Below are 18,898 nucleotides of genomic sequence, written 5' to 3' on the forward strand. Positions count from 1 at the left end.
CACGTTCAGGCAGCCTGGATATCGATACGACGCGGCTGAATTTCGGCGCGCTTGTGCAGACTGATGGTCAGCACGCCGTTTTTCAGGCTTGCCTTGACCCGGTCTGCATCAACGCCGTCGGGCAACGTAATCGCCCGATTGAACTCGCCGCTGAACCGTTCCCGGCGATACCAGTTGCGGCCCGCCGCTTTCTCGTCGTCGGCCGGATCGGCCCGTTTGCCACTGAGCATCAGCACGTTGTCCTGAACGCTGATTTCAATGTCCTGCTCCTCGACACCGGGAGCGAACACATAGACGTTGTACGCTTCGTCGGTTTCGCCGACGTTCAGCAACGGGAAGCTGCCGCGGGGTGCCGAGCGGAGATCGGCGCTGCCCACGTTGTCCCAGTTGCTGTCCATCATGCGAAGCAGACGGCCCAGATCACCGAACAGCGGATCGTTTGCCCGCCAGAGATCACGAAACATGGTCATTCACCTCCTGAACGATGTCCGGCCCATGCCGGTTTGTCTTCATCTCAAACCGGAAAATAGGGGCGATGCGGGGCTTTTCAAGCTCTCGAAGGTGAAATTTTCAGATCAGTGAAAACAGCAGCTTGCAACCGTCTTGCGGGACTTGGAGGTTGTCGATCCATCGTTGTCTCGGCATTGATGCCGGTGCCGTTCAGTCGCGCACGAATTTCAGCGTGAAGCGATCGCTTTCTCCGATCGCCGCAAAGTGATCGGCATCCGCGTCATCCGGTACGCGCGACTGCGGCGGCAGCATCCAGACGCCATCCGGATGGTCGGCGGTATCCTCGGGGTTGGCGTTGATCTCCGATCGCTCGGCAAGCCGGAACCCGGCGGCCTCCGCAGTCGCAATGACCAGGCTTTCCTTGACGTAACCACTGGCGGCCTCCGGGTCCTGTTCGCAATCTTCCGGCAGCCGGTGACCGACCACCCCGAATACGCCGCCCGGGCGCAGCATGGTGTGGGCCGCGGCGAAGACATCGTCCAGCTGGCCGTCCCTGAGCCAGGAGTGGATGTTGCGGAATGTCAGGACACGGTCCGCTTCCCCGAGCGCCACCGCCTCGGCTTGCTCCGGCGGATTGAACGGCGCGATTTCGGCATCCGGGAACCGCTCCTTGTAGCCGTCGAGCACGCGTTCGTAGAACGGCGGCAGCGGATCCCGCTGCAGGCTGAAGTGAGCGGCAACAAAACGGCCGTGTTCGGCCAGGTACGGCTTCAGGATCGCTGTGTACCAGCCATTGCCGGGAAACAGCTCGACCACCGTCTGATCGGCCTCGATGCCGAAAAAGCGCAGTGTCTCGTAGGGGTTGCGGTAGACGTCCCGGGCCCGCTCCTCGGCTGGACGTGCATCATTATTCACCGCCGACCGCAGCGCGTCGTCCGCACCCGCGACGCCTGTCAAGGGGAGAATGGCAAGAATCGCGACAAAGATTTTCAAAAACATGAAACACCTCACAAAATGACCGACTGAATTTTGACACTGCAGAACCGGCCTCTAGAGTCAGATTAATGACATTCACTGTGATAAGCAGCTTTCCCGTGCATATTCGGTAACGGCTGCAACCGGGGGCAGGGAGTGCCGGCAAGGCAACGCATACGGATTGATTCGGTGGGAAGCGCCCGCCCTGCGATGGCGGGAGCCCTCGCCAAGGGGCTGGGGTTGGCCCCTGAACGGATCGCAAAGGTGCTCTACCGGGCACCTTCCGTCCTGGTCGATGACCTGGAGCCCGCGCTGGCAGAGTCGCTTGCAAGCCTGCTGCACGACGCCGGCCTGGTGGTCACCGTCGAGGACGCGACGTTGCCACCACCGCCGGCTCCCGAATTGTTCGATCTGGCGCTCCTCCCGCTGGACGTCACACACCTTCCGGAAATCGCCGAGCGGCTCGCAGCTTTCCTTGGAACCGACTCGCGGCACGCCCTGGAACTCATTTTGACGCCGCCTGGCCTGATCCTGGGTCAGGTCTCGGGGGTGACCGCAGAACGCCTCGAGGCCGAACTGTTGACGCTACCGGTGCGTGTGGTCCGTTCGCTGCGGAGCGAGGCCCGGTATTGCCTGGCGGACGCCGGCCTGCCGGAGCCGCAGCGGCAGCAGCTGCTCCGCGTCTGCGAACCGGTCCCGGCCGGTGTTGCGGGTGTGCTCGCCACGAACCTGACTGCCGATTCCGCGGGGTCACTGGTGCGGCAGCATGCCGCGCGGAGCCGTTTGCCGATCATCGATCAGGTGTTTACGCAGTTCGAAATCGAACTACTCGAGGCGCCGGCAACGGATGCGGCTGCCGAGCAGCTGGTTGCCCTGTCGGATGTGCCCCCCCGGGTCGCCGGCCGCGTGCTGGCTGCGTTACCCGTGGTGATCGCGGACAACGTGAGCTGGTCGGAGCTGGCCGATCGGCTCGACGCCCTGGCGCAGCACGGATTCCGGGCAAGGGCCCGGCTGACCACATTGGATCAGTTCCGTTTACGTCGCATCCAGGCGCCTTCGGAGGTCGACCTGCCGGGCCTGCTGGAGCGTCTCGGGATCTGCGACGCGGCCTCGGTGCCGGGCGGCGGACCGGTGGACGCGAACGGCAGCTTTCCGGCGCTTCAGGCCCAGTTGCTGTCACGCAGCCTCCGGGGCGCGGGCTGCGCGGTTGAACTGGAACGGGAGGTTGCATGAGCGATGTCACGCAGCGGCATGCGGCACTCCATCTCGGTGTCGCCGAGCAGGGCAAGCTGTATGCCCTGGATGGTGCCCACGACGAGGCCTTGCGGCACTACCAGCAGGCCTTGCGCATGGCGGTTGATTCCGGGGCCCCGGAAGTCTTTTTCCGGCATTACACCCAGTGCGTCATGGAAAGCCTGGAGGCGACCGGGTCCTACGACGGCGTGCAGCGTTATTGCGAGGACGCTGATCGCCATTATCAGGCCCTGGACAGACAGGGTGCGCTGTTCGCGTTGGATCACGGCTCCATCCTGGAGCGGCTTGGTGTGGTCCAGTTGAAGGCGGGTGAGGTCGATGCGGCACGCGCCAGCCTGCGTCGGGCGCTTGCTCTTGCCGGTCCGCGGGGACTGCCACTGGCGGCGCAGGTGCTGGGTTGGCTCGACCGGGGCATGACGGTCAGTGATCGGCACCTGACCGATGCACAGCGTCGCCACGGCTATTTCGTCGTGACCCGCGAACGGGTCGATCCCGATCGGGCGATTCCGCTGCCCGGCGGTGGGGAGACGGCGGCGGCAGGGCTGGTTTGAGCAGGAGGTAGGCATGGCGGATTACGATGACATGACGCCGGGCGAGGTGCTGGCCGATGCCAGTGTCGCGGATTTCATCGCCTCTCTCGGGCGCGGTATTGCCGAGGCGCAGCAGGATCTTGATCGCAATTCCATCGAGCAGCTGGATTCCTTTACCGAGCGTCTTGACGGCCTCGGAGGCAAGTCCCTGATGGAACTCGGCTTCAGTCCGGCCTTTTACCATTACCAGCATGCGGATCTGTCCTGCTCGCTGAACATTCGCTTGAAGGTGGAGAAGGAAACCGGCTTCGATCTGGGGATTACCGGCGCCTTCGGTCAAACCGATTCGAGTGCCGAGGCGGCGTCGAGCAGCAGCACGGAAACGGCCTCGGGCTCGCGCACCGAAAGCGCACTGCGAACTGCGGATATCGAGCTGGAGAACGCGTCCGCCGGACGTCTGGAGATCAACGGCAGCAGCTATCAGTCGGACGCCGACGACGGTTTCATGGACCGGGCCAGCGATCTCGCCGAGCAGCTTCGCTCCGGGGGGCTGGTCGATGCGGTGCAGGTGATCCGCAAGCCCAGCGAATTGTCGATTGAATCCGAGGCCGATCCTGACCGCGTTGCCATCGGCAGGAACACGGTCGCTTTCGTCGCCCGTGACCACCCAGGCGGCCTGATCCGGCTCGATGCCAACGAGGAAACCACGATCAAGCTCGACGGCGAGAACGAGGTCACGGTGTCGGCGAAGGACGATCTGGCGGCCTTTGCCGATGCGGTGGGCGAGGCGATCGAAAACCTGTCCGGCTACAAGGCCCTGGTGCTGCCGCCGGGGAAAACCTGGTTGTCGGTCGAGTTCAAGCTGGACGGAGCTGATGTTCCCGCCGACGAGCATTCCATGCTCGATAATGTGGCGTGGTTGCTCAAACAGGTACCGGCGCTGAATCTGCAACTGCTCGGCCATGCCGACCGCACCGGCCACGAGGACTGGAGCAAGGAATACAAGCAGTCCTACAACCTGGATCTCTCCAGGCAGCGGGCCGAGGCTGTGGAGGAGGTAATCCGCGCCTTCGGCCCGGACCTCGGGGACAACCGGATCAACAGCGACGGTGAGGGCGAGGCCCGTGCCGTCGAGCAGGGTAATCCGACCGACCATCAACCGGATCGGGTGGTCGAGATTGCGCCGGCGGATGACGAGGCCGCCTACATCCTGGTGGAATCAAAGGACGACGCAATCGCTGATGTCTCGCCGGATCGCAAGGACGGCTCCGATGGCAATGGCTGGTTGGGGTTGTTCGCTGCCAGGTCGCTGAGTGATCTCGACGGTGATACCGTCACCATCGAGGGTGAATCGATTTCCTTGTCCGGGGATAGCGTCGGCGATGCCGAGGACAATTCGCCGGAGGCCTTCGCCGCCAACCTTGCCACGAAGGTCAATGACGAGGACGACCTCGCTGTCGTTGCCAACGCACGCGGTCGGGTCTGCCACCTGGCTCCGGCCTCCGATGCCATCCAGCTACATCTGGTCACCAGCTCGAAATCGGATATCCAGATGAGTTCCAGCGAGGGTGTGACGGTCAAGGAGCAGTTCAGCCGGACCAGCAGCGAGCGCAAGGTGCAGCAGCGCAGCGGCAACCGGACGGTCGCGGTCGGTGCCTCGGTGGACGTGCGCTATTCGCGGCAGTTCGAGCTGGATGTCACTGGCAATTCCTCAATCACCGCGCGTCTGGTTTCGGTGCCCGCACCTCCGGAGTTTCTCGACACCATGCGCGAGTTTCTGAAGGACTGACCTGGTGAGCAAGGCACCCGAAGTCACACGGTCACTGCTGAACGCGCCGCTGCCGCGCGTCATCGAGCGCCTGGGCGCGTCGATTGCCCAGGCGCAGGCCGAGCTTGACGGCAACTCCATCGCCATCGCGCGGGAAATGGCTGCCACCAAGGTGGAGTTTGGTGACGGCGACTACACCCTGCTTTCGCTTGGGTTCACGCCCAGTTTTTACGCCTTCACCGAGGCCCTGGTGGAGGCAAAATTGTCGTTCTCGATGGCGGAAACGCGCCAGACCGGAATCGATGCCGGTGCCGAGGGCGGCGTGGTCGGCGGCGTCGGGTTTTTCTCTGCGAGCGTCGATGTCTCGTATGCACGCAAGTTCTCGGTGTCCAGCGAGGGCACAAGTTCGATTTCGGCGCGGCTGGTGTCCTTGCCGCCACCGGAGGCGTTCACCGAAGTGCTGCGCCGGAATCTGGAATCCACGGAGGAATAGTCGGTTTCAGGCGCAACAGCCGGACCGGAGCCGCGCCGCGGTAGCTATCCTGCCAACGACTGACGGGGAGAGTCGACATGACAATAGGTCGCGACCTGCTGAACGTGCCGATGGGGGACATGATTCGCGAGATGGCGTTCGCCATCTCCGATGCCCAGATCAAGCTGGATGAGGGCTCGATGAAAGTCGCCGAGATGATGGGCGGACGACAAACCGTGCAGACCCGCTCTTCCTTGTTCAATCGCAACCCGAAGACCAGCACACGGGATACACGGGTTTTCTTCGGTCATGAATTCATGACCCGAAGTCAGGCGGCCGCGCTGCGGGATACCATCCCCGATTCGGCCACGGGGGTCGAAAAGCTGCAGCGGGAGATGCTTGATGAGGCGGCCAACGGGGGCAGCGATCAGGATGAGGAGGTGCGGATTCCAAGTCTGGTGTCGATGCTGGAGCTTGGCTTCTCGCCGACCTTCTATCAGTTCGTTGACACCATCATCGAGGTCAAGATCGCAATCAAGATGACCGAGTCCATCACCGAGGATGAATCGGAGACGGAGACCACCGAGGAGTCCGATTCCGAGGGTGGGCATCGCGGGCTTCGCCAGCTGTTCTCCGGCGGCTCCTCCTCACGCAGCAGTACCGTCGAGACGACCCAGGTCGACGCCAGCTATTCCTCCAAGTACTCCTATTCCGCCGAGGGCTCCAGTCTGTTGCGTACCAAGCTGGTTCCTGTTCCTCCTCCTGCGGCGCTGGAGGAACGTGTGCAGATGATGATCGAGGCCGAGCGTCGGCACCTGGCGGCCCGGGAAAAGGATTGATGCGCCACCGCACACACTTGGAACGTGCCGGCACAGAAGGAGGCAGGCGATGACAGTGGCAACGGATCTCCTGAACGCACCGTTCCCGATGCTGGTACGCAACCTGGGCGTTGGGATTGCCGAGGCGCAGCTTGAGCTGGACATGGTGTCACTCAAGATCGCCCGCATGATGGCGGGCGAAGACGTCGAGCTGGACGACGAGAACGCGACCACGACATCGAGCAGCGATGCCGGCTCCCGGCGTGTCGAGTTTTCCGACGGCCAGTCCTATACGCTGCTTGAACTCGGGTTTACGCCGACCTTCTACCAGTTCGTGGACACGGTGATCGAGCTGAAGCTCTCGATTTCGATGTCGCGGGAAACCGAGCAGAGTCGTCGTAGTGCCCGCCTTTCAGCCGGTGGTGGAGGGATCTCGCTGCCGATTTTCGCCGCGGGCGGTATCCGCGCCTCGGCGGTCAGCGCCAGCTACTCGAGCAAGTACCAGTACGCGGCCGAGGGCAGTTCGGTGATGCGCACCAAACTGGTGCCGCTGCCGGCTCCGGCGCTGCTGGAGGAACGTATCCGCCAGATGATTGATGCCCAGGACAGCTGATGGCACCCCGGCACTGGCGCGATTTCGATGACGAGCCGCCGGCTGAGGAGTCGGCCGCACCCGAGGTGACGGATCCGGCCCGGGTATCACCGAGGCTTGCGCAGTTGATGGAAGAGCGGCAGGCGCTGGAAACCCGCATGCAGCGTCTGAGCGGGCAAACCTCGGAGCATGAGCAACGCGACGCACCACGTTTTCCGGTGACGCCGCTGGCGGAACGCCGGCGCGCCGACAATGCCTGGGAGGAGCGGCGCGAACGGCAACGGGATGCCATCCGAAAACGGCGCGAGGAGGTTGAGTCGGCCCGGCGGGAGCCACGATTCGACACCACCAACGATGCGCGTTCGGCGCCGGACCTTCCCGGTGAACGGCTGACCGACGGTGCCGCTCGTCTGGCGGACAACGCGGATCGCGGGAGTCAGGTGCTCCAGCGTCTGGATGAACGGGTTGATCGCGGGCGCCAGAGAGTGCTCCGTGCCAATGCCGAGGGACGTCAGCTGGAACGCCGTCGCCGGAAACTCGGGGAGGTGGGAGTTGAGTTGCCCGATGAGCTGGAACAGCGGCTCGGCCGCGCCACGCAAATTCTGTCGACAGGGCGGAAACGCCTGGAGCAGGGCAGCGACGCCTGGGCAAGGGCCCGGGATCGGGTCAGGGAGTTTGGCGACACGGCGTCAATGCTCGCTCGGCGCGCCGAGCGAATACTGGCAGTCAGCGTCGGCAGCGTGGACGAACTTGGAGCCCGTACGGCACGTCAGCGAGCCACCGCCGCTGCGCGTCGAAAGGCGGAACGCGAAACCGAGCGAAACGACGAAAGACGCCGCCAGCGCGCCCTGGAGCGGCTGTGGCAAAGACGCCAAGAGGAGATGCATTAGCGATGAGTGCGCCGCACCGGCAGGTGGCTGGGACCCTTGAGGAAATTCTTGTCGCCATGGCGGATGGCCTGCGCGAGGCCCAGGAGGCCCTCAACGAGGTGCCTCCCATCGACGCGTTTGGCCGGCCCAGCAGCACTTACCATCTGCCTTACCTGGATTTCGCGATCAAGGTCGTCGCCGAAACCAGCAAGGCGGACGACGAGTCCGCCGAGGCATCCATGCCGCAGGTGCGCCTGGCGTCGCTTCGACGGCCCAAACCAGCCGAATTGCGATTCAATACCAACCTGTTGCAGTTGCCCGCCGATGAAACCTCTAGTCTGGAAGTGACCAGCACATTGTCTGGCCGTTTTGTGTCCGTGCCCCCCGGTGAGGGAATGCCCCTTGTTCGCTTGCAGGCGAGTGCGACGAAGGGGGATGGTGCCCGGGAGCATCACATCGAGGTGGTTGTGAGCAACAGTGCAGGGGAGAGGCTTGATGATGTCGACGTCGAGTTCAATCTGGACCTCGCGGCCGGCAAGGCCCTGAGCAAGGCGGATGGTATCGATATCGAGGAGAAAAAGCCGGCCACGAAGCTGGCCTCCGGTGTGGTTGCCACCGATGATGATGGGGTCGCCCGTAACAGGCTGACATTCTCGCCGGCAGAACCCAGGGACGCCACCTTTGTTGTGGCAATCAACGTCGGTGCCGTGTCTACCAACCTGACCGTGACGGTTTAAACCATGCAGGCTCGGATTCGAGGCAGAATTCTTACCGCAGGAGGCGATCCAGCCCGGGGTGCCGTGATCGCTGTTGAAATGCAGGCGCGCGAGACCCGTGGCGTCGCGTCCATTGGCGAAACACGAAGCGACCGTGACGGGCGGTTCATTGTTGAGGGCGACATTCCGGATCTGCGTGAGCCCCCGAACCTGCGTTTGCGCATACGTGTCGGCGAGCAAACGCGGGTGGTGACCGGTGACCCCGAGATCAATTTCAATCCGCGGGACGGACGCCTTGCCGTGGATTACGGTGACGTCGAGCTCGAGGCTCCGGAGGAGCCCGAGGACGACGATAGCGATGGGGACGATGAGCCCAGGAGGCCGGATGTTGGCCCCGGGTTCGACCCGATCGAGGCCGTTTCCAGCGAGCGCATCGGGCAGATTATCGATGAAACCTATATGAAGGACGTGGTCCGGCTGCAGGCGGATTTGCGTCTTCGTGATGACCAGATCGCCAGTCTTCGTGAGCAGCTTGGCGAGCTTGAGCTGGACCGGGACAAGCACCGGGAGGAGTTGGCCGGCGCGAAGGATGAGGTCAGGACCCTGCGCGATCAGATAGGCGGCGAGATCGAGGTCGAAAGCCTGTACGCCAACATCGGCCGCCAGCTTCAGCAGGCCCGGCGGCACCTGGCCGAGGACGGTATTCCCTATCGGCTCGGCAAGGTTTCGCTGTCGGTGAAGACCTTGGTCGGCGATGGTGGTAACAAGCTGTTCATGCCGAATCTGGCCGATTTCCCCCGGGTTGCCTCGGGCGCCCTCGCCGATATGACCTTCGAGTTCCAGCCCATGGGCGAGGACGAAGCCGGGGCACGTGTCGCCGTCCCGGACTTCTCCGGTCTGACGGAAACTGCGGCACGCCGCCTGGCAAAGGCTCAGGGGCTGCGTCTTGAGGTGGCCTACGAGGCACGTGGTGACCGCGATGTGGGCGCGGGTCAGGCCTTCAAGCAGACGCCGTCCAGGGACGCACGGGTGGTTTCCGGTGCCTCGGTAATCGTCGTGTTCGCCCAAAACTGAGGAGACGTTTCATGCCCAGACGTTTCGATACCCTGGTCGATGATGTCGTGGCCTCGCCGCTCGGCAAGGTCATTTCCGCTGTTGGCGAGGGTGTCGCCGATGCCCAGCGCGAGCTCGATCAGGCATCACTGGCACAGACGCTGGAAATTTATGGTGGCGGTGACGGTGAGGCGCTGGAGCTTTTGCGGCAGATCGGCTATCAGCCGACGTTTTATGCGCTGCCCGAGACCACCGGCGAGGTGAAGGTGTCGCTGAATCTCGGTGGCGGCAAGACCGGCAACGGTGGGCCCGGCGAATCGGCTAACCGGATTCCCCAGTTGCCGGGGTTTTCGGCCAGGGTACCGAGCAGGCCTTTGACGCTCTATGCCACGCCGGTCAACGCTTCGGTCTCCAATCGCTACAGCTATTCAGCCAATGTGGCTGCGACCCTGAGCTTCAAGATCGTCCCGGTGCCGCCGCCGAGCGGTTCGGAGAGCCTGCGCGCGGTTCCGGCATTCGTTGACATGACGGTGCGGAAAGCTCGTGAAATCGCCGTTAGTCTCGGACTGCGCATTGCCTTTCTGCGAGACGGTAAAACCATAGAGGAACCGGACGGGAAGACCGGCATCGAGGCACAGCGTCCGGCCGCCGGCGAAATTATCGAGGTTGGGGATCGCATCGAACTCGAACTCGCCGCTGAGTAGGGATGCACCGATCCGTTCCCGCGTTCGCGGTAGCTTTCGCGTTATTCTCCGAGAGGCCCAGGAATGCGCAGCATCGAATACATCATCATTCACGCCGCAGACACCCCGCCCGATATGGATGTCGGCGTCGAGGAAATCCGTGACTGGCATGTCAACGGCAATGGCTGGCGGGACATTGGTTATCATTGGGTCATACGCCGGGATGGAAGCGTTGAGGCGGGACGGGACGAATCCGAAACCGGTGCCCACGTCGCCGGCCACAATGCCAATTCGATCGGTGTCTGCCTGGTCGGTGGTCGTGGGCCGGATGGTGGCGACGATTGCAATTACACGGCCGCGCAATGGCGGGCGCTGGAGCAGCTGGTCGGCGAGATCAGCGAGCGGTATCCCGACGCCAGGGTCAGGGGGCATCGGGACTTCAGTGACAAGGCCTGTCCCTGCTTCGACGCTGCTTCCTGGTGGGGCGCGCGTTCCGATTCGGAGCAGTCCGCTGCGGATGACAACACCAGCGAAACTGAGGAGGCAGCGCCGCCCGAGGCCGGTGCCAGTCTGCTGCTAGGTGGCGTGCGCTCCGGCAAATCCGCCTGGGCACAGCGACTGGCCAGTCGTTCCGGTCAGACCGTTCGTGTCATTGCCACGGCGACTGCCGAGGACGAGGAAATGGAAGCCCGGATCGCGCGCCATCGGGCCGATCGTCCGGACGACTGGACCGTGATCGAGGAGCCGACGAAGCTGGCCGAGGCAGTGCGGGACGCGGCTGGCAGTGGGGATTGTCTGCTGGTCGATTGCCTGAGCCTCTGGCTGAGCAATCTGCTCGGGTCTGATGGTGGCAAGGAGACCAGGGAGCTCGATTCGTCATTCGACGATTTCTGCGAAGCCCTGGAGGCGTATTCCGGTCCGGTCATCATCGTCAGCAATGAAGTTGGGCTGGGCGGGATTGAAACGAACGATCTGGCACGTCGTTATGCCGACGAACTGGGGCGACTTAACCAGCGCGTTGCCTCCCGCTGCCGGCAGGTCTATCTGGCGGTGGCCGGCAGGTTGCTGGCGGTGAAGGGTGATCCGCCCAGCGGTGATTCACTGCATGCCGGTGAGGACTAGGACCGCCGCCAGCAGTGCAACGCATTCGGTGATCTCGGTGAGCGCACCGGCGGCATCCCCGGTGAAGCCGCCGAGCCAGCCCTGCAGATAGCGCCCGAACAGCAGGAATGTTGCAAGTGCCGAGATAATCATTGCGATGCCGGCAAAGCCGGCGACAAGCGCGCAGAGCGCGGCACAGACCAGCAGCACGCCGCGTCCCGGATGATGTGGCGGCGCCTCGCCAGCGGCCGCACCGAGACCACCGGGGCGAAGGTACGGCAGCGACAGGAACAGGCCGGTGCAGGCCGCACGTGCGATGACCGGAACCACGGGCAAAACGACAAGCGCGTACCAGCCGTAACCCAGCATTGCGGAAAGCAGCACCACCTTCAGTAGCAGCGCCAGCACGATCGCCGCGGCACCGGCCGGACCGCAGGCTGGATCCCGCATGATGTCCAGTGCACGTTCCCGTTCACCCTGGCTGCCTAGCCAGGCATCGGCGGTGTCCGCCAGCCCGTCGAGGTGCAGGGCGCCAGTGAACCAGACCCATAGCGTAACCAGGACGGCGGCGGTCACCAGCGGATCAACGCCGATGGCCTGTAACGGCAGGGCGGAAAGCGCAAGCGCCAGGCCCAGCAGCAGACCGACCACCGGATACCAGAGCACCGATCGTGCCTGTTCTGAGGCGGTGATGATGCCCGGGAGTCGCACCGGCAGACGGCTCAGCAGGGCCAGTGCGATACCGAACTCGCGCCGGGCGCTCACTCGGGACCGCCATGCATCAGCAGGCAGCGCAGTCGCCCATGGGGCGTGTCATCGACCCGGATCCGGCTACGGCAGGCGTAGGGCACCTGCAGCCTGGCCATCATCGTCTGCGGCGGCGTTTCCAGCACATGGGCCATGGTCATGCGGATCACCCCGCCATGGCAGACCAGCAGGATGCGCTGGCCGCGCAGGCGTTCGATCCATCGATCCCAGGCGGCTGCGACGCGCCGGCCGAAGGCGCCGACGTTTTCGCCACCCGGTGGCGGGTTGTTCAGTCCGTCCGCCCAGAATGCGGCTAGGGCGTCGGCTTCGGTCTCGGCGATCTGCTCCATGGTCCGGCCTTCCCAGTCGCCGAAATGGATCTCGGCGAAGTCCGGCTCAATGTGCAGCGGGATATCCCGGGCCGCACTCAGTTCCTCGGCAAAGGCCCGGCAACGCCGCAGTGGCGAACTGATGATGCTGTCCCAGTGATCGTCCTGCTGGACGGCCCGCCGCATCTGTTGCCAGCCCCGGCCGCTCAGCGGATCGTCCTGCTGTCCCCGGTAGCGCCGCCCACCCTCCGGTTCGCCATGCCGCAGCAGGTCGATCCAGGTCGGCGTCTCGTCGTTGCTTGGATAGGCCATCCGTCCTCGTTCCTTACTCTTTGGCCACGTCCGCCTCGGCGAACGTGGCCATCTCATTATGCAGCGCACAGGCAGCCCGAAGCAGGGGCAGGGTCACCGCCGCGCCGCTGCCTTCACCGAGCCGCATGTCCAGGTCCAGCAGCGGCTCTGCATCCAGTGCGTCCAGCAGGCGGGCATGGCCCGCTTCGCTGGAGCGGTGACTGAAATGCAGCCACTCCCTCAAACCGGGATTCAGGCGCAGGGCTGCCAGGGCCGCTGTTGTGGCGATAAAGCCGTCGACCAGGACCGGTATGCGGTGCCCCGCCGCCCGCAACATGGCACCGGCCAGAGCGGCGATCTCGAAGCCACCCAGGGAAGCGAGCACGGCCAGCGGCTCCCGCGATGCGCCGTGGCGCGCGAGACCGGCTGCGATTGCGCGCCTTTTTCGCGCCAGCCCCGCATCGTCAACGCCGGTGCCGCGGCCGCTCAAGTCTGCCGGATCCGCCGCCAGCAGCGCACAGGCCACTGCCGCAGCGCTGGTGGTATTGCCGATGCCCATTTCGCCGCCAATGAAAAGCTCCGAGCCGGCGCCGGCCGCCCGATCCGCCGCCGCCGCACCATGCTGCATGGCCTGCTGGCATTGCTCGGCGCTCATCGCGGGCTGACGCGCCAGATTCGCCGTGCCGGCCGCGATCCGCGCGGTCTCCACGCCGGGCAGGCCAGGCAGAGCAGTGGTCGTGCCCAGGTCCACCACCTCCAGCGCGCAGTTCCATGTCCGGGCCAGTACATTGATTGCGCCGCCGCCGTGGGAAAAATTCCGGATCATCTGCGCGGTCACTTCCTGTGGAAAGGCTGATACGCCCTCGGCACAGACACCGTGATCCGCTGCAAACACGCTGATCCAGACCTGGTCCACGGCGGGTCGAAGGCGTCCCTGCTGCGCCGCCAGGCGAACGGCCAGCGTCTCCAGTCGGCCCAAGGAGCCGGGCGGTTTTGTCAGGCTGTCCTGACGGGCCCTGGCGGCTTCGGCAATGCGTTGATCCGGGCGCGGCAATGGGCCGGACCAGGGGCTCGCGACCGCCATGAGATAACCTCGCGACTGTGGAAAGCGCAGATGCTCCGACGCGTCCGGTCGCCTGTCAACCGACAGACTGGCGGTTCACAGCATGCCGGCCTGCGGTCATGATGCGGGCATCATGACCGCATTGACCTGTCTGCTTGCCCTGCTGCTGGACTGTAGTCTTGGCGAACCGCGGCGCGGGCACCCATTGGTGCTGTTCGGCCGACTGGCCGATGGGCTGGAGCACCGCCTGAACCGGGTACGGGGCGGTCGCTGGGCCGGTTTGCTCGCGCTACTGCTGCTGGTCGCGCCGACGGTGTTGATTGCGGCACTGGCAAGCCGCTTGCTGTCCGGCGTCTGGTTATTCGCGGTTGAATTGGTCGTGCTGTACCTGGCAATCGGCTGGCGTAGCCTGCAACTGCACGCCCAGGCCGTGGCCAGGCCGTTGGTCGTCGGTGACCTGTCAGCGGCCCGACGTGCCGTCGCCCTGCTGGTGTCGCGCGACACTGAGTCGCTGGACGAATCCGGAGTGGCAACGGCGGCCACGGAATCGGTGCTGGAGAACGGGGCTGACGCGGTAACCGCAAGCCTGTTCTGGTACGTGGTGGCCGGTCTGCCGGGCGTTGTTCTGCACCGTCTGGTCAACACGCTGGATGCCATGTGGGGGTACAGGACGCAGCGCTTTCTTCGCTTTGGCTGGGCCGCCGCGCGGCTTGATGATGTCCTGAACTGGGTGCCCGCAAGACTGACCGCACTGAGCTATGCGCTGGTGGGAAGGACCCGACCGGCGCTGCGCTGCTGGCGCCGGCAGGCCGGGATCTGGGACAGTCCCAATGCCGGGCCCGTGATGGCGGCCGGTGCCGGCGCGCTCGGCCTGCGCCTCGGTGGCGCCGCCCGCTATCACGGTGCCTGGCGGCAACGGCCACTGCTTGGCGAGGGTATGGCCGCAGACGCCGGCAGTGTCGACCGGGCACTCGGCTTGCTGCAGCGCAGCCTGTTGCTCTGGTTGCTGGCAATTGCCGTTGTCTCCGTTCTCACGGGATGGTTGCTCGATGGCGCAGACTGAACTGGAGCATGGCGGACGGTTGCGGGCGGCGGCCCGGCGTTACGGGATTGCCCCGAATTGCTGGCTCGATCTCTCCACCGGCATCAATCCGCACCCCTGGCCACGGCCGTCGATTCCGGATGGGGTCTGGCAATGTCTGCCGGATGATGAGGACGGTCTGATCCCCGGACTGCGGAGGACCCTCGACCTTGGCGCCGAGGTGGGCATCACGCCGTTGGCCGGCAGTCAGGCGGCGATCCGGCTCATACCCCGGCTGCGCCACCCCTGCCGTGTCGCCGTGCCGGCCCCCGGCTATGCGGAGCATGGCCTTGCGTGGAAGGCCGCGGGTCATGAGGTCACGGTGGTCAGCGCCGATACCATCGAGCAGCGGTTGCCCGAGGTGGATGTGCTGGTCTGGATTCAGCCGAACAACCCGACCGGCGAGATCATTCCGCCCGAACGGCTGCTGCAATGGCATCGTCAACTGGTGGCACGCGACGGCTGGTTGCTGGTCGACGAGGCCTTTATCGACGTTGCGCCGGAGGCCTCGCTGCAGACGGCGCTGGGCCGTCCGGGCCTGCTGGTACTGCGCTCACTGGGCAAGTTTTTCGGTCTGGCCGGAGTCCGCGCCGGCCTGCTGCTGGGCGATGCAGGCCTCTGCCGGGCCCTCGCCCTCGACCTGGGGCCCTGGGCGGTCAGTGGTCCGGCCCGTTATCTGCTGGGCCGGGCGCTGGCGGACCGGGCCTGGCAGGAGCCGATGCGGCGGCGCCTGCGCATTGCATCCGCACGGTTGCAGGACCTGCTCGCGCAGAAGCTCGGTGTCGCGACCCATGGTACGGATCTGTTCCGCTACTGGCCTGAGCCCCGCGCGGCGGAAATCCAGGATGCCTTGGGCCGGGAGGCAATCCTGGTGCGCCGGTTCGAACACCCGTCGGCACTGCGTATCGGGCTGCCGGCAACGGAGGTTGGCTGGGCGCGCCTGGCGGACGCCCTTGAGGCCCTGCGTTGACCCCTTTGCCGGCCCCTGCTAGCTTTTGTAGCGCTCAAGGTGACCCATGCGTGTTCCACCGCATGGGCTGAAACGGGAAGTCGGTGCTGTGCCAGCTTCAACTGCTGCACGATTCCGACGCTGCCCCCGCAACGGTGATCGAGTGTACGGCGATTCGCAGGCCACTGGACGTTAGTCCGGGAAGGTGATCGTCGAGGATCAATGATCCGACTCGTCAGCCCGGAGACCGGCCTTGTGGCATTGACCGAGCGTTGCGGTGGGCGACGCGAAGGCATGCCCAGGCTCCCGTCACCGTGACCCGTCCTGCGTGTCTGCTTTCGCTGCTCCCAACCGCACGCCATAAAAATCAACCGTCGTGCGGGTTGGCACGACCAGGGAGCAATAGCATGCAAGGGGACATTCTGCCTCGGCTCGCCGGGGCAGCGGCATTTGCCGTGCCGTTCACACTAGCCGCGGAAACGACCACCGATCAGCCAATGCTGGCTGCAGCAAGTATCAATCCCATTGTTGTAACGCCGACATTGACCGCGCGTACCGTCGATGAAACGTTGTCCAGCGTCACGGTCATCGATCGCGAACGCATTGATCGCCAGCAGCCGCGGGAGCTCTCGGATCTGCTTCGCGGCCAGGCCGGACTCGATCTCACCACCAACGGCGCCTTCGGCAAGAACACCAGTGTTTTCACCCGCGGAACCGGTTCCGAGTCCACGGTGCTGCTGATCGATGGCATCCGCATGAACTCGGCCACGGGCGGCGCGCCGGCCTGGCAGTTCCTGCCGCCGCAATTGCTGGATCGGGTGGAGGTGGTACGCGGTCCGCGTTCCAGCATCTACGGCTCGGATGCGGTCGGCGGTGTGGTCCAGGCCTTCACGCCGGAAGGCGACGGCGAGCCGGCACCCTGGGTGCAGATCGGTGGTGGCTCGTTCCGGCAGCAGGAGGTCGGTGCCGGCGTGTCCGGCAGTGAGGGAAATACCCGCTACAGCATCGCGCATAATTATTTCGAGACCGATGGCATCAGGATTCGCCGGGGCGACGAGCGTAAGGGCTTCCGAAACAATGCCACGGTCGGACGCCTGTCCCACGGCTTCGAGGCGGGGCCGGAGCTCGGCCTGACCGGGTTCCGCAGCAGCGGCACCACCGAGTTCGACGGAGGCCGGACCGAATACCGGCTGCAGGCACTCGGCGCCCGCGCGGCGGTGCCGGTGACCGCTTGGTGGGATGCACTGCTGACGCTGAGTGAATCCCGTGACGAAGCCGATACCGAAGATGATTTCGGCACCAGTCGGTTCGACACCAAACGGCGTGAGGCGCGCGTGCAGAACAATCTTTATCTGGACCGCCACGAGCTGGTGCTCGGTGGTGACTTCCGCCGTGACATGGTGGACAGCACCACCGACTTCGACGAGCGACGCCGGGACAACACCGGGGCCTTCGCCCAGTTGTTCGTTGATGGCGGCGATCTGGACATCCAGCTCGCCGGTCGCTGGGACGACAACGATGCCTTTGGCGAGGAGACCACCGGCTCCGTCGCCGCCGGTTACCAGTTCGATCAGCGCCACCGCGCGCGCGCCAGTTTCGGCACCGCCTTCCGCGCACCGACCTTCAACGATTTGTTCTTTCCAGGCTTCGGTAACCCGGATCTGAGCCCCGAACGCTCGCGCTCCACCGAGCTGGGTTTCCGCGCGTCGCAGGCGGGCTGGTTTTGGGACCTTTCCGTTTACCAGACGGACGTGCGTAACCTGATCGTGTTCGACTCGGTCTCATTCCGGCCGGAGAACGTGGACCGTGCGAGGATCCGCGGCGCCGAATTGGCCGCCGGCGGCGTGATCGACGACTGGACGCTGCAGGGTTCCGTCTCGGTGACCGACCCCCGCGACCGGGAAACCCGGAATCGCATCCGGCGGCGGTCCACCCACAGTCTGCGCCTGGAGGCCGATCGCCAGCTGGGTAACGTCTCGCTGGGGGCCACGGCCCTGTACCAGGGAGACCGGTATGACGACGCCGGCAATACGGACCGTTTGTCCGGATTCGCATTGTTCAATGCGCGTGCGTCCTGGGAGTTTGCCGAAAACTGGAGTACCCGGCTCACGGTCGACAACGTGCTGGACCGCGATTATGCGGTGGCCCGTTTCAGTGACGGCGAGCCGTACCAGCAGGCTGGCCGCAGTGCCTTCCTGAGCGTGCGGTATGGGCATCGCTGATCGCCGTAACGCCGTCAGGGTGGCAGGCACGCCGACGTTGCTCGTCGGCGTGCTCCTGCTGCTTGGCGTCGTCGGTGTCCAGGCGGAAGACAGGTTCTGCGTTACCGATGACAGGCAGCGTGAGGTCTGTCTTTCCCAGCCAGCCGAGCGGATCATTGCGCTGTCGCCGGGCGTCACTGAGTTGCTATTTGCCGCCGGCGCGGGTGACCGCATCAGCGGTGCGGTTCGCTACAGTGATTATCCCGAGGCGGCGAACGACCTGCCGCGCGTGGGCAATCACACGCGGGTCGACATGGAGACGGTGCTTGCCATGGAGCCGGACCTGATCGTGGCCTGGGTCAGCGGCAATCCGGCGGAGCAGCTCGAGCGGCTGGAGCAACTTGGACTCACGGTCTACTACAGTGAGGTGCGGGATTTCGAGGATGTGGCCGCCAGCATTCGGCGATTCGGCCGGTTGGCGGGTACCTCCGCCGAAGCGGAGCAGGCGGCCGCCGGATTCACTGCCGATATTTCCCGCCTGGAGCAAACCTACGGTGATCGTGACCCGGTGCGGCTGTTCTACCAGATCTGGGATGACCCGCTGATGACCATCAACGATACCCATCTGATCAGCCAGATCATCGGCCTTTGCGGCGGCGAGAACGTGTTTGGTGACCTGGACCGCATGGTCCCGCGGCTGGATCGGGAATCGGTCCTGGCCGCACGGCCGGAGGCCATTGCCGCCGGCGGCATGGGCGAGGGCAACGAGAGCTGGCTCGAGCCCTGGAAGCAGTTCGATCAACTCCCCGCCACCGGCCGCGGCAACCTGTTTTTCGTGCCGCCTTCGACCATCCAGCGGCCGACGCCGCGGGTCATCGAAGGCGCGGAAATCCTCTGTGAACACCTGGAGGCGGCCCGTGGCCGGCGCTGAACAGCCGCTGTCCGCTGGCGCCGCG

20 protein-coding genes, 1 pseudogene and 1 riboswitch are annotated in these 18,898 nt (G+C 64.9%); of the genes and pseudogenes, 16 read left to right on the forward strand and 5 right to left on the reverse strand.

The window, feature by feature from the left end; genetic code table 11:
• Positions 1 to 5: 5 nt before the first annotated feature.
• Positions 6 to 470: an Hsp20/alpha crystallin family protein gene (locus tag M0534_RS03290; RefSeq protein ID WP_248566991.1), complete on the reverse strand. Its 465-nt coding sequence runs from the start codon at positions 468 to 470 to the stop codon at positions 6 to 8.
• 190 nt (positions 471 to 660) lie between these two features.
• Positions 661 to 1,449, reverse strand: coding sequence for a class I SAM-dependent methyltransferase (locus tag M0534_RS03295; protein ID WP_248566992.1), 789 nt, complete (start codon positions 1,447 to 1,449; stop codon positions 661 to 663).
• A gap of 186 nt (positions 1,450 to 1,635) precedes the next feature.
• Here M0534_RS03295 and M0534_RS03300 point away from each other — a divergent pair, with 186 nt between their 5' ends.
• The 12 genes and pseudogenes from M0534_RS03300 to cobU all read left to right on the forward strand — a co-directional run bounded on the left by M0534_RS03300 (position 1,636) and on the right by cobU (position 11,302).
• Positions 1,636 to 2,658 carry a hypothetical protein gene (locus tag M0534_RS03300; RefSeq protein ID WP_248566993.1) on the forward strand — a complete coding sequence of 341 codons (1,023 nt, stop codon included), beginning with the start codon at positions 1,636 to 1,638 and terminating at the stop codon, positions 2,656 to 2,658.
• Positions 2,655 to 3,230 carry a peptidylprolyl isomerase gene (locus M0534_RS03305; protein WP_248566994.1) on the forward strand — a complete coding sequence of 192 codons (576 nt, stop codon included), beginning with the start codon at positions 2,655 to 2,657 and terminating at the stop codon, positions 3,228 to 3,230. The genes M0534_RS03300 and M0534_RS03305 overlap by 4 nt, the downstream gene beginning before the upstream one ends.
• Positions 3,231 to 3,243: 13 nt before the next feature.
• A complete protein-coding gene (locus tag M0534_RS03310) occupies positions 3,244 to 4,998 on the forward strand; it encodes an OmpA family protein (protein ID WP_248566995.1) in 1,755 nt (584 codons plus the stop codon).
• Positions 4,999 to 5,002: 4 nt separating this feature from the next.
• Positions 5,003 to 5,470 (forward strand): hypothetical protein, encoded by a 468-nt coding sequence (locus M0534_RS03315; protein WP_248566996.1) that lies wholly within the window; start codon positions 5,003 to 5,005, stop codon positions 5,468 to 5,470.
• Between the two features lie 77 nt (positions 5,471 to 5,547).
• Positions 5,548 to 6,288: a hypothetical protein gene (locus M0534_RS03320; protein WP_248566997.1), complete on the forward strand. Its 741-nt coding sequence runs from the start codon at positions 5,548 to 5,550 to the stop codon at positions 6,286 to 6,288.
• Between the two features lie 49 nt (positions 6,289 to 6,337).
• Positions 6,338 to 6,880, forward strand: a complete 543-nt coding sequence (locus tag M0534_RS03325; RefSeq protein ID WP_248566998.1) for a hypothetical protein — start codon at positions 6,338 to 6,340, stop codon at positions 6,878 to 6,880.
• Positions 6,880 to 7,749, forward strand: a complete 870-nt coding sequence (locus M0534_RS03330; protein ID WP_248566999.1) for a hypothetical protein — start codon at positions 6,880 to 6,882, stop codon at positions 7,747 to 7,749. The genes M0534_RS03325 and M0534_RS03330 overlap by 1 nt, the downstream gene beginning before the upstream one ends.
• A gap of 2 nt (positions 7,750 to 7,751) precedes the next feature.
• Positions 7,752 to 8,465 (forward strand): hypothetical protein, encoded by a 714-nt coding sequence (locus M0534_RS03335; RefSeq protein WP_248567000.1) that lies wholly within the window; start codon positions 7,752 to 7,754, stop codon positions 8,463 to 8,465.
• Between the two features lie 63 nt (positions 8,466 to 8,528).
• Positions 8,529 to 9,518, forward strand: coding sequence for a PASTA domain-containing protein (locus tag M0534_RS13760; RefSeq protein ID WP_248567001.1), 990 nt, complete (start codon positions 8,529 to 8,531; stop codon positions 9,516 to 9,518).
• A gap of 11 nt (positions 9,519 to 9,529) precedes the next feature.
• Positions 9,530 to 10,201 (forward strand): PASTA domain-containing protein, encoded by a 672-nt coding sequence (locus M0534_RS03345; RefSeq protein ID WP_248567002.1) that lies wholly within the window; start codon positions 9,530 to 9,532, stop codon positions 10,199 to 10,201.
• Between the two features lie 63 nt (positions 10,202 to 10,264).
• Positions 10,265 to 10,627, forward strand: a pseudogene (locus M0534_RS03350) (N-acetylmuramoyl-L-alanine amidase); the annotation flags it as partial.
• A gap of 123 nt (positions 10,628 to 10,750) precedes the next feature.
• Entirely contained in the window at positions 10,751 to 11,302 is a 552-nt protein-coding gene (cobU, locus tag M0534_RS03355; RefSeq protein WP_248567137.1) for a bifunctional adenosylcobinamide kinase/adenosylcobinamide-phosphate guanylyltransferase, read from the forward strand.
• Here cobU and cobS read toward each other — a convergent pair.
• From cobS to cobT, 3 genes are read right to left on the reverse strand one after another with little or no spacing between them, the layout of a single operon-like run.
• Positions 11,279 to 12,046: an adenosylcobinamide-GDP ribazoletransferase gene (cobS, locus tag M0534_RS03360; RefSeq protein WP_248567003.1), complete on the reverse strand. Its 768-nt coding sequence runs from the start codon at positions 12,044 to 12,046 to the stop codon at positions 11,279 to 11,281. The genes cobU and cobS overlap by 24 nt on opposite strands.
• Entirely contained in the window at positions 12,043 to 12,669 is a 627-nt protein-coding gene (locus tag M0534_RS03365) for a histidine phosphatase family protein (RefSeq protein ID WP_248567004.1), read from the reverse strand. Before M0534_RS03365 ends, cobS begins: the two co-directional genes overlap by 4 nt.
• A 13-nt stretch (positions 12,670 to 12,682) precedes the next feature.
• Positions 12,683 to 13,732, reverse strand: coding sequence for a nicotinate-nucleotide--dimethylbenzimidazole phosphoribosyltransferase (gene cobT / locus M0534_RS03370; RefSeq protein ID WP_248567005.1), 1,050 nt, complete (start codon positions 13,730 to 13,732; stop codon positions 12,683 to 12,685).
• A 112-nt stretch (positions 13,733 to 13,844) separates the two neighbouring features.
• Here cobT and cbiB point away from each other — a divergent pair, with 112 nt between their 5' ends.
• From cbiB to M0534_RS03390, 4 genes are all read left to right on the forward strand, one after another.
• A complete protein-coding gene (gene cbiB / locus M0534_RS03375) occupies positions 13,845 to 14,774 on the forward strand; it encodes an adenosylcobinamide-phosphate synthase CbiB (protein WP_282571258.1) in 930 nt (309 codons plus the stop codon).
• Positions 14,761 to 15,762: a threonine-phosphate decarboxylase CobD gene (gene cobD / locus M0534_RS03380; RefSeq protein WP_248567006.1), complete on the forward strand. Its 1,002-nt coding sequence runs from the start codon at positions 14,761 to 14,763 to the stop codon at positions 15,760 to 15,762. The genes cbiB and cobD overlap by 14 nt, the downstream gene beginning before the upstream one ends.
• A 20-nt stretch (positions 15,763 to 15,782) precedes the next feature.
• Positions 15,783 to 16,011: riboswitch (cobalamin riboswitch) on the forward strand.
• A 137-nt stretch (positions 16,012 to 16,148) separates the two neighbouring features.
• Positions 16,149 to 17,963, forward strand: coding sequence for a TonB-dependent receptor domain-containing protein (locus M0534_RS03385; protein ID WP_248567007.1), 1,815 nt, complete (start codon positions 16,149 to 16,151; stop codon positions 17,961 to 17,963).
• Positions 17,950 to 18,873, forward strand: a complete 924-nt coding sequence (locus tag M0534_RS03390; RefSeq protein WP_248567008.1) for a cobalamin-binding protein — start codon at positions 17,950 to 17,952, stop codon at positions 18,871 to 18,873. The genes M0534_RS03385 and M0534_RS03390 overlap by 14 nt, the downstream gene beginning before the upstream one ends.
• Positions 18,874 to 18,898: the final 25 nt, after the last annotated feature.

Source organism: Methylonatrum kenyense, assembly GCF_023195885.1.
Classification (GTDB): domain Bacteria; phylum Pseudomonadota; class Gammaproteobacteria; order Nitrococcales; family Aquisalimonadaceae; genus Methylonatrum; species Methylonatrum kenyense.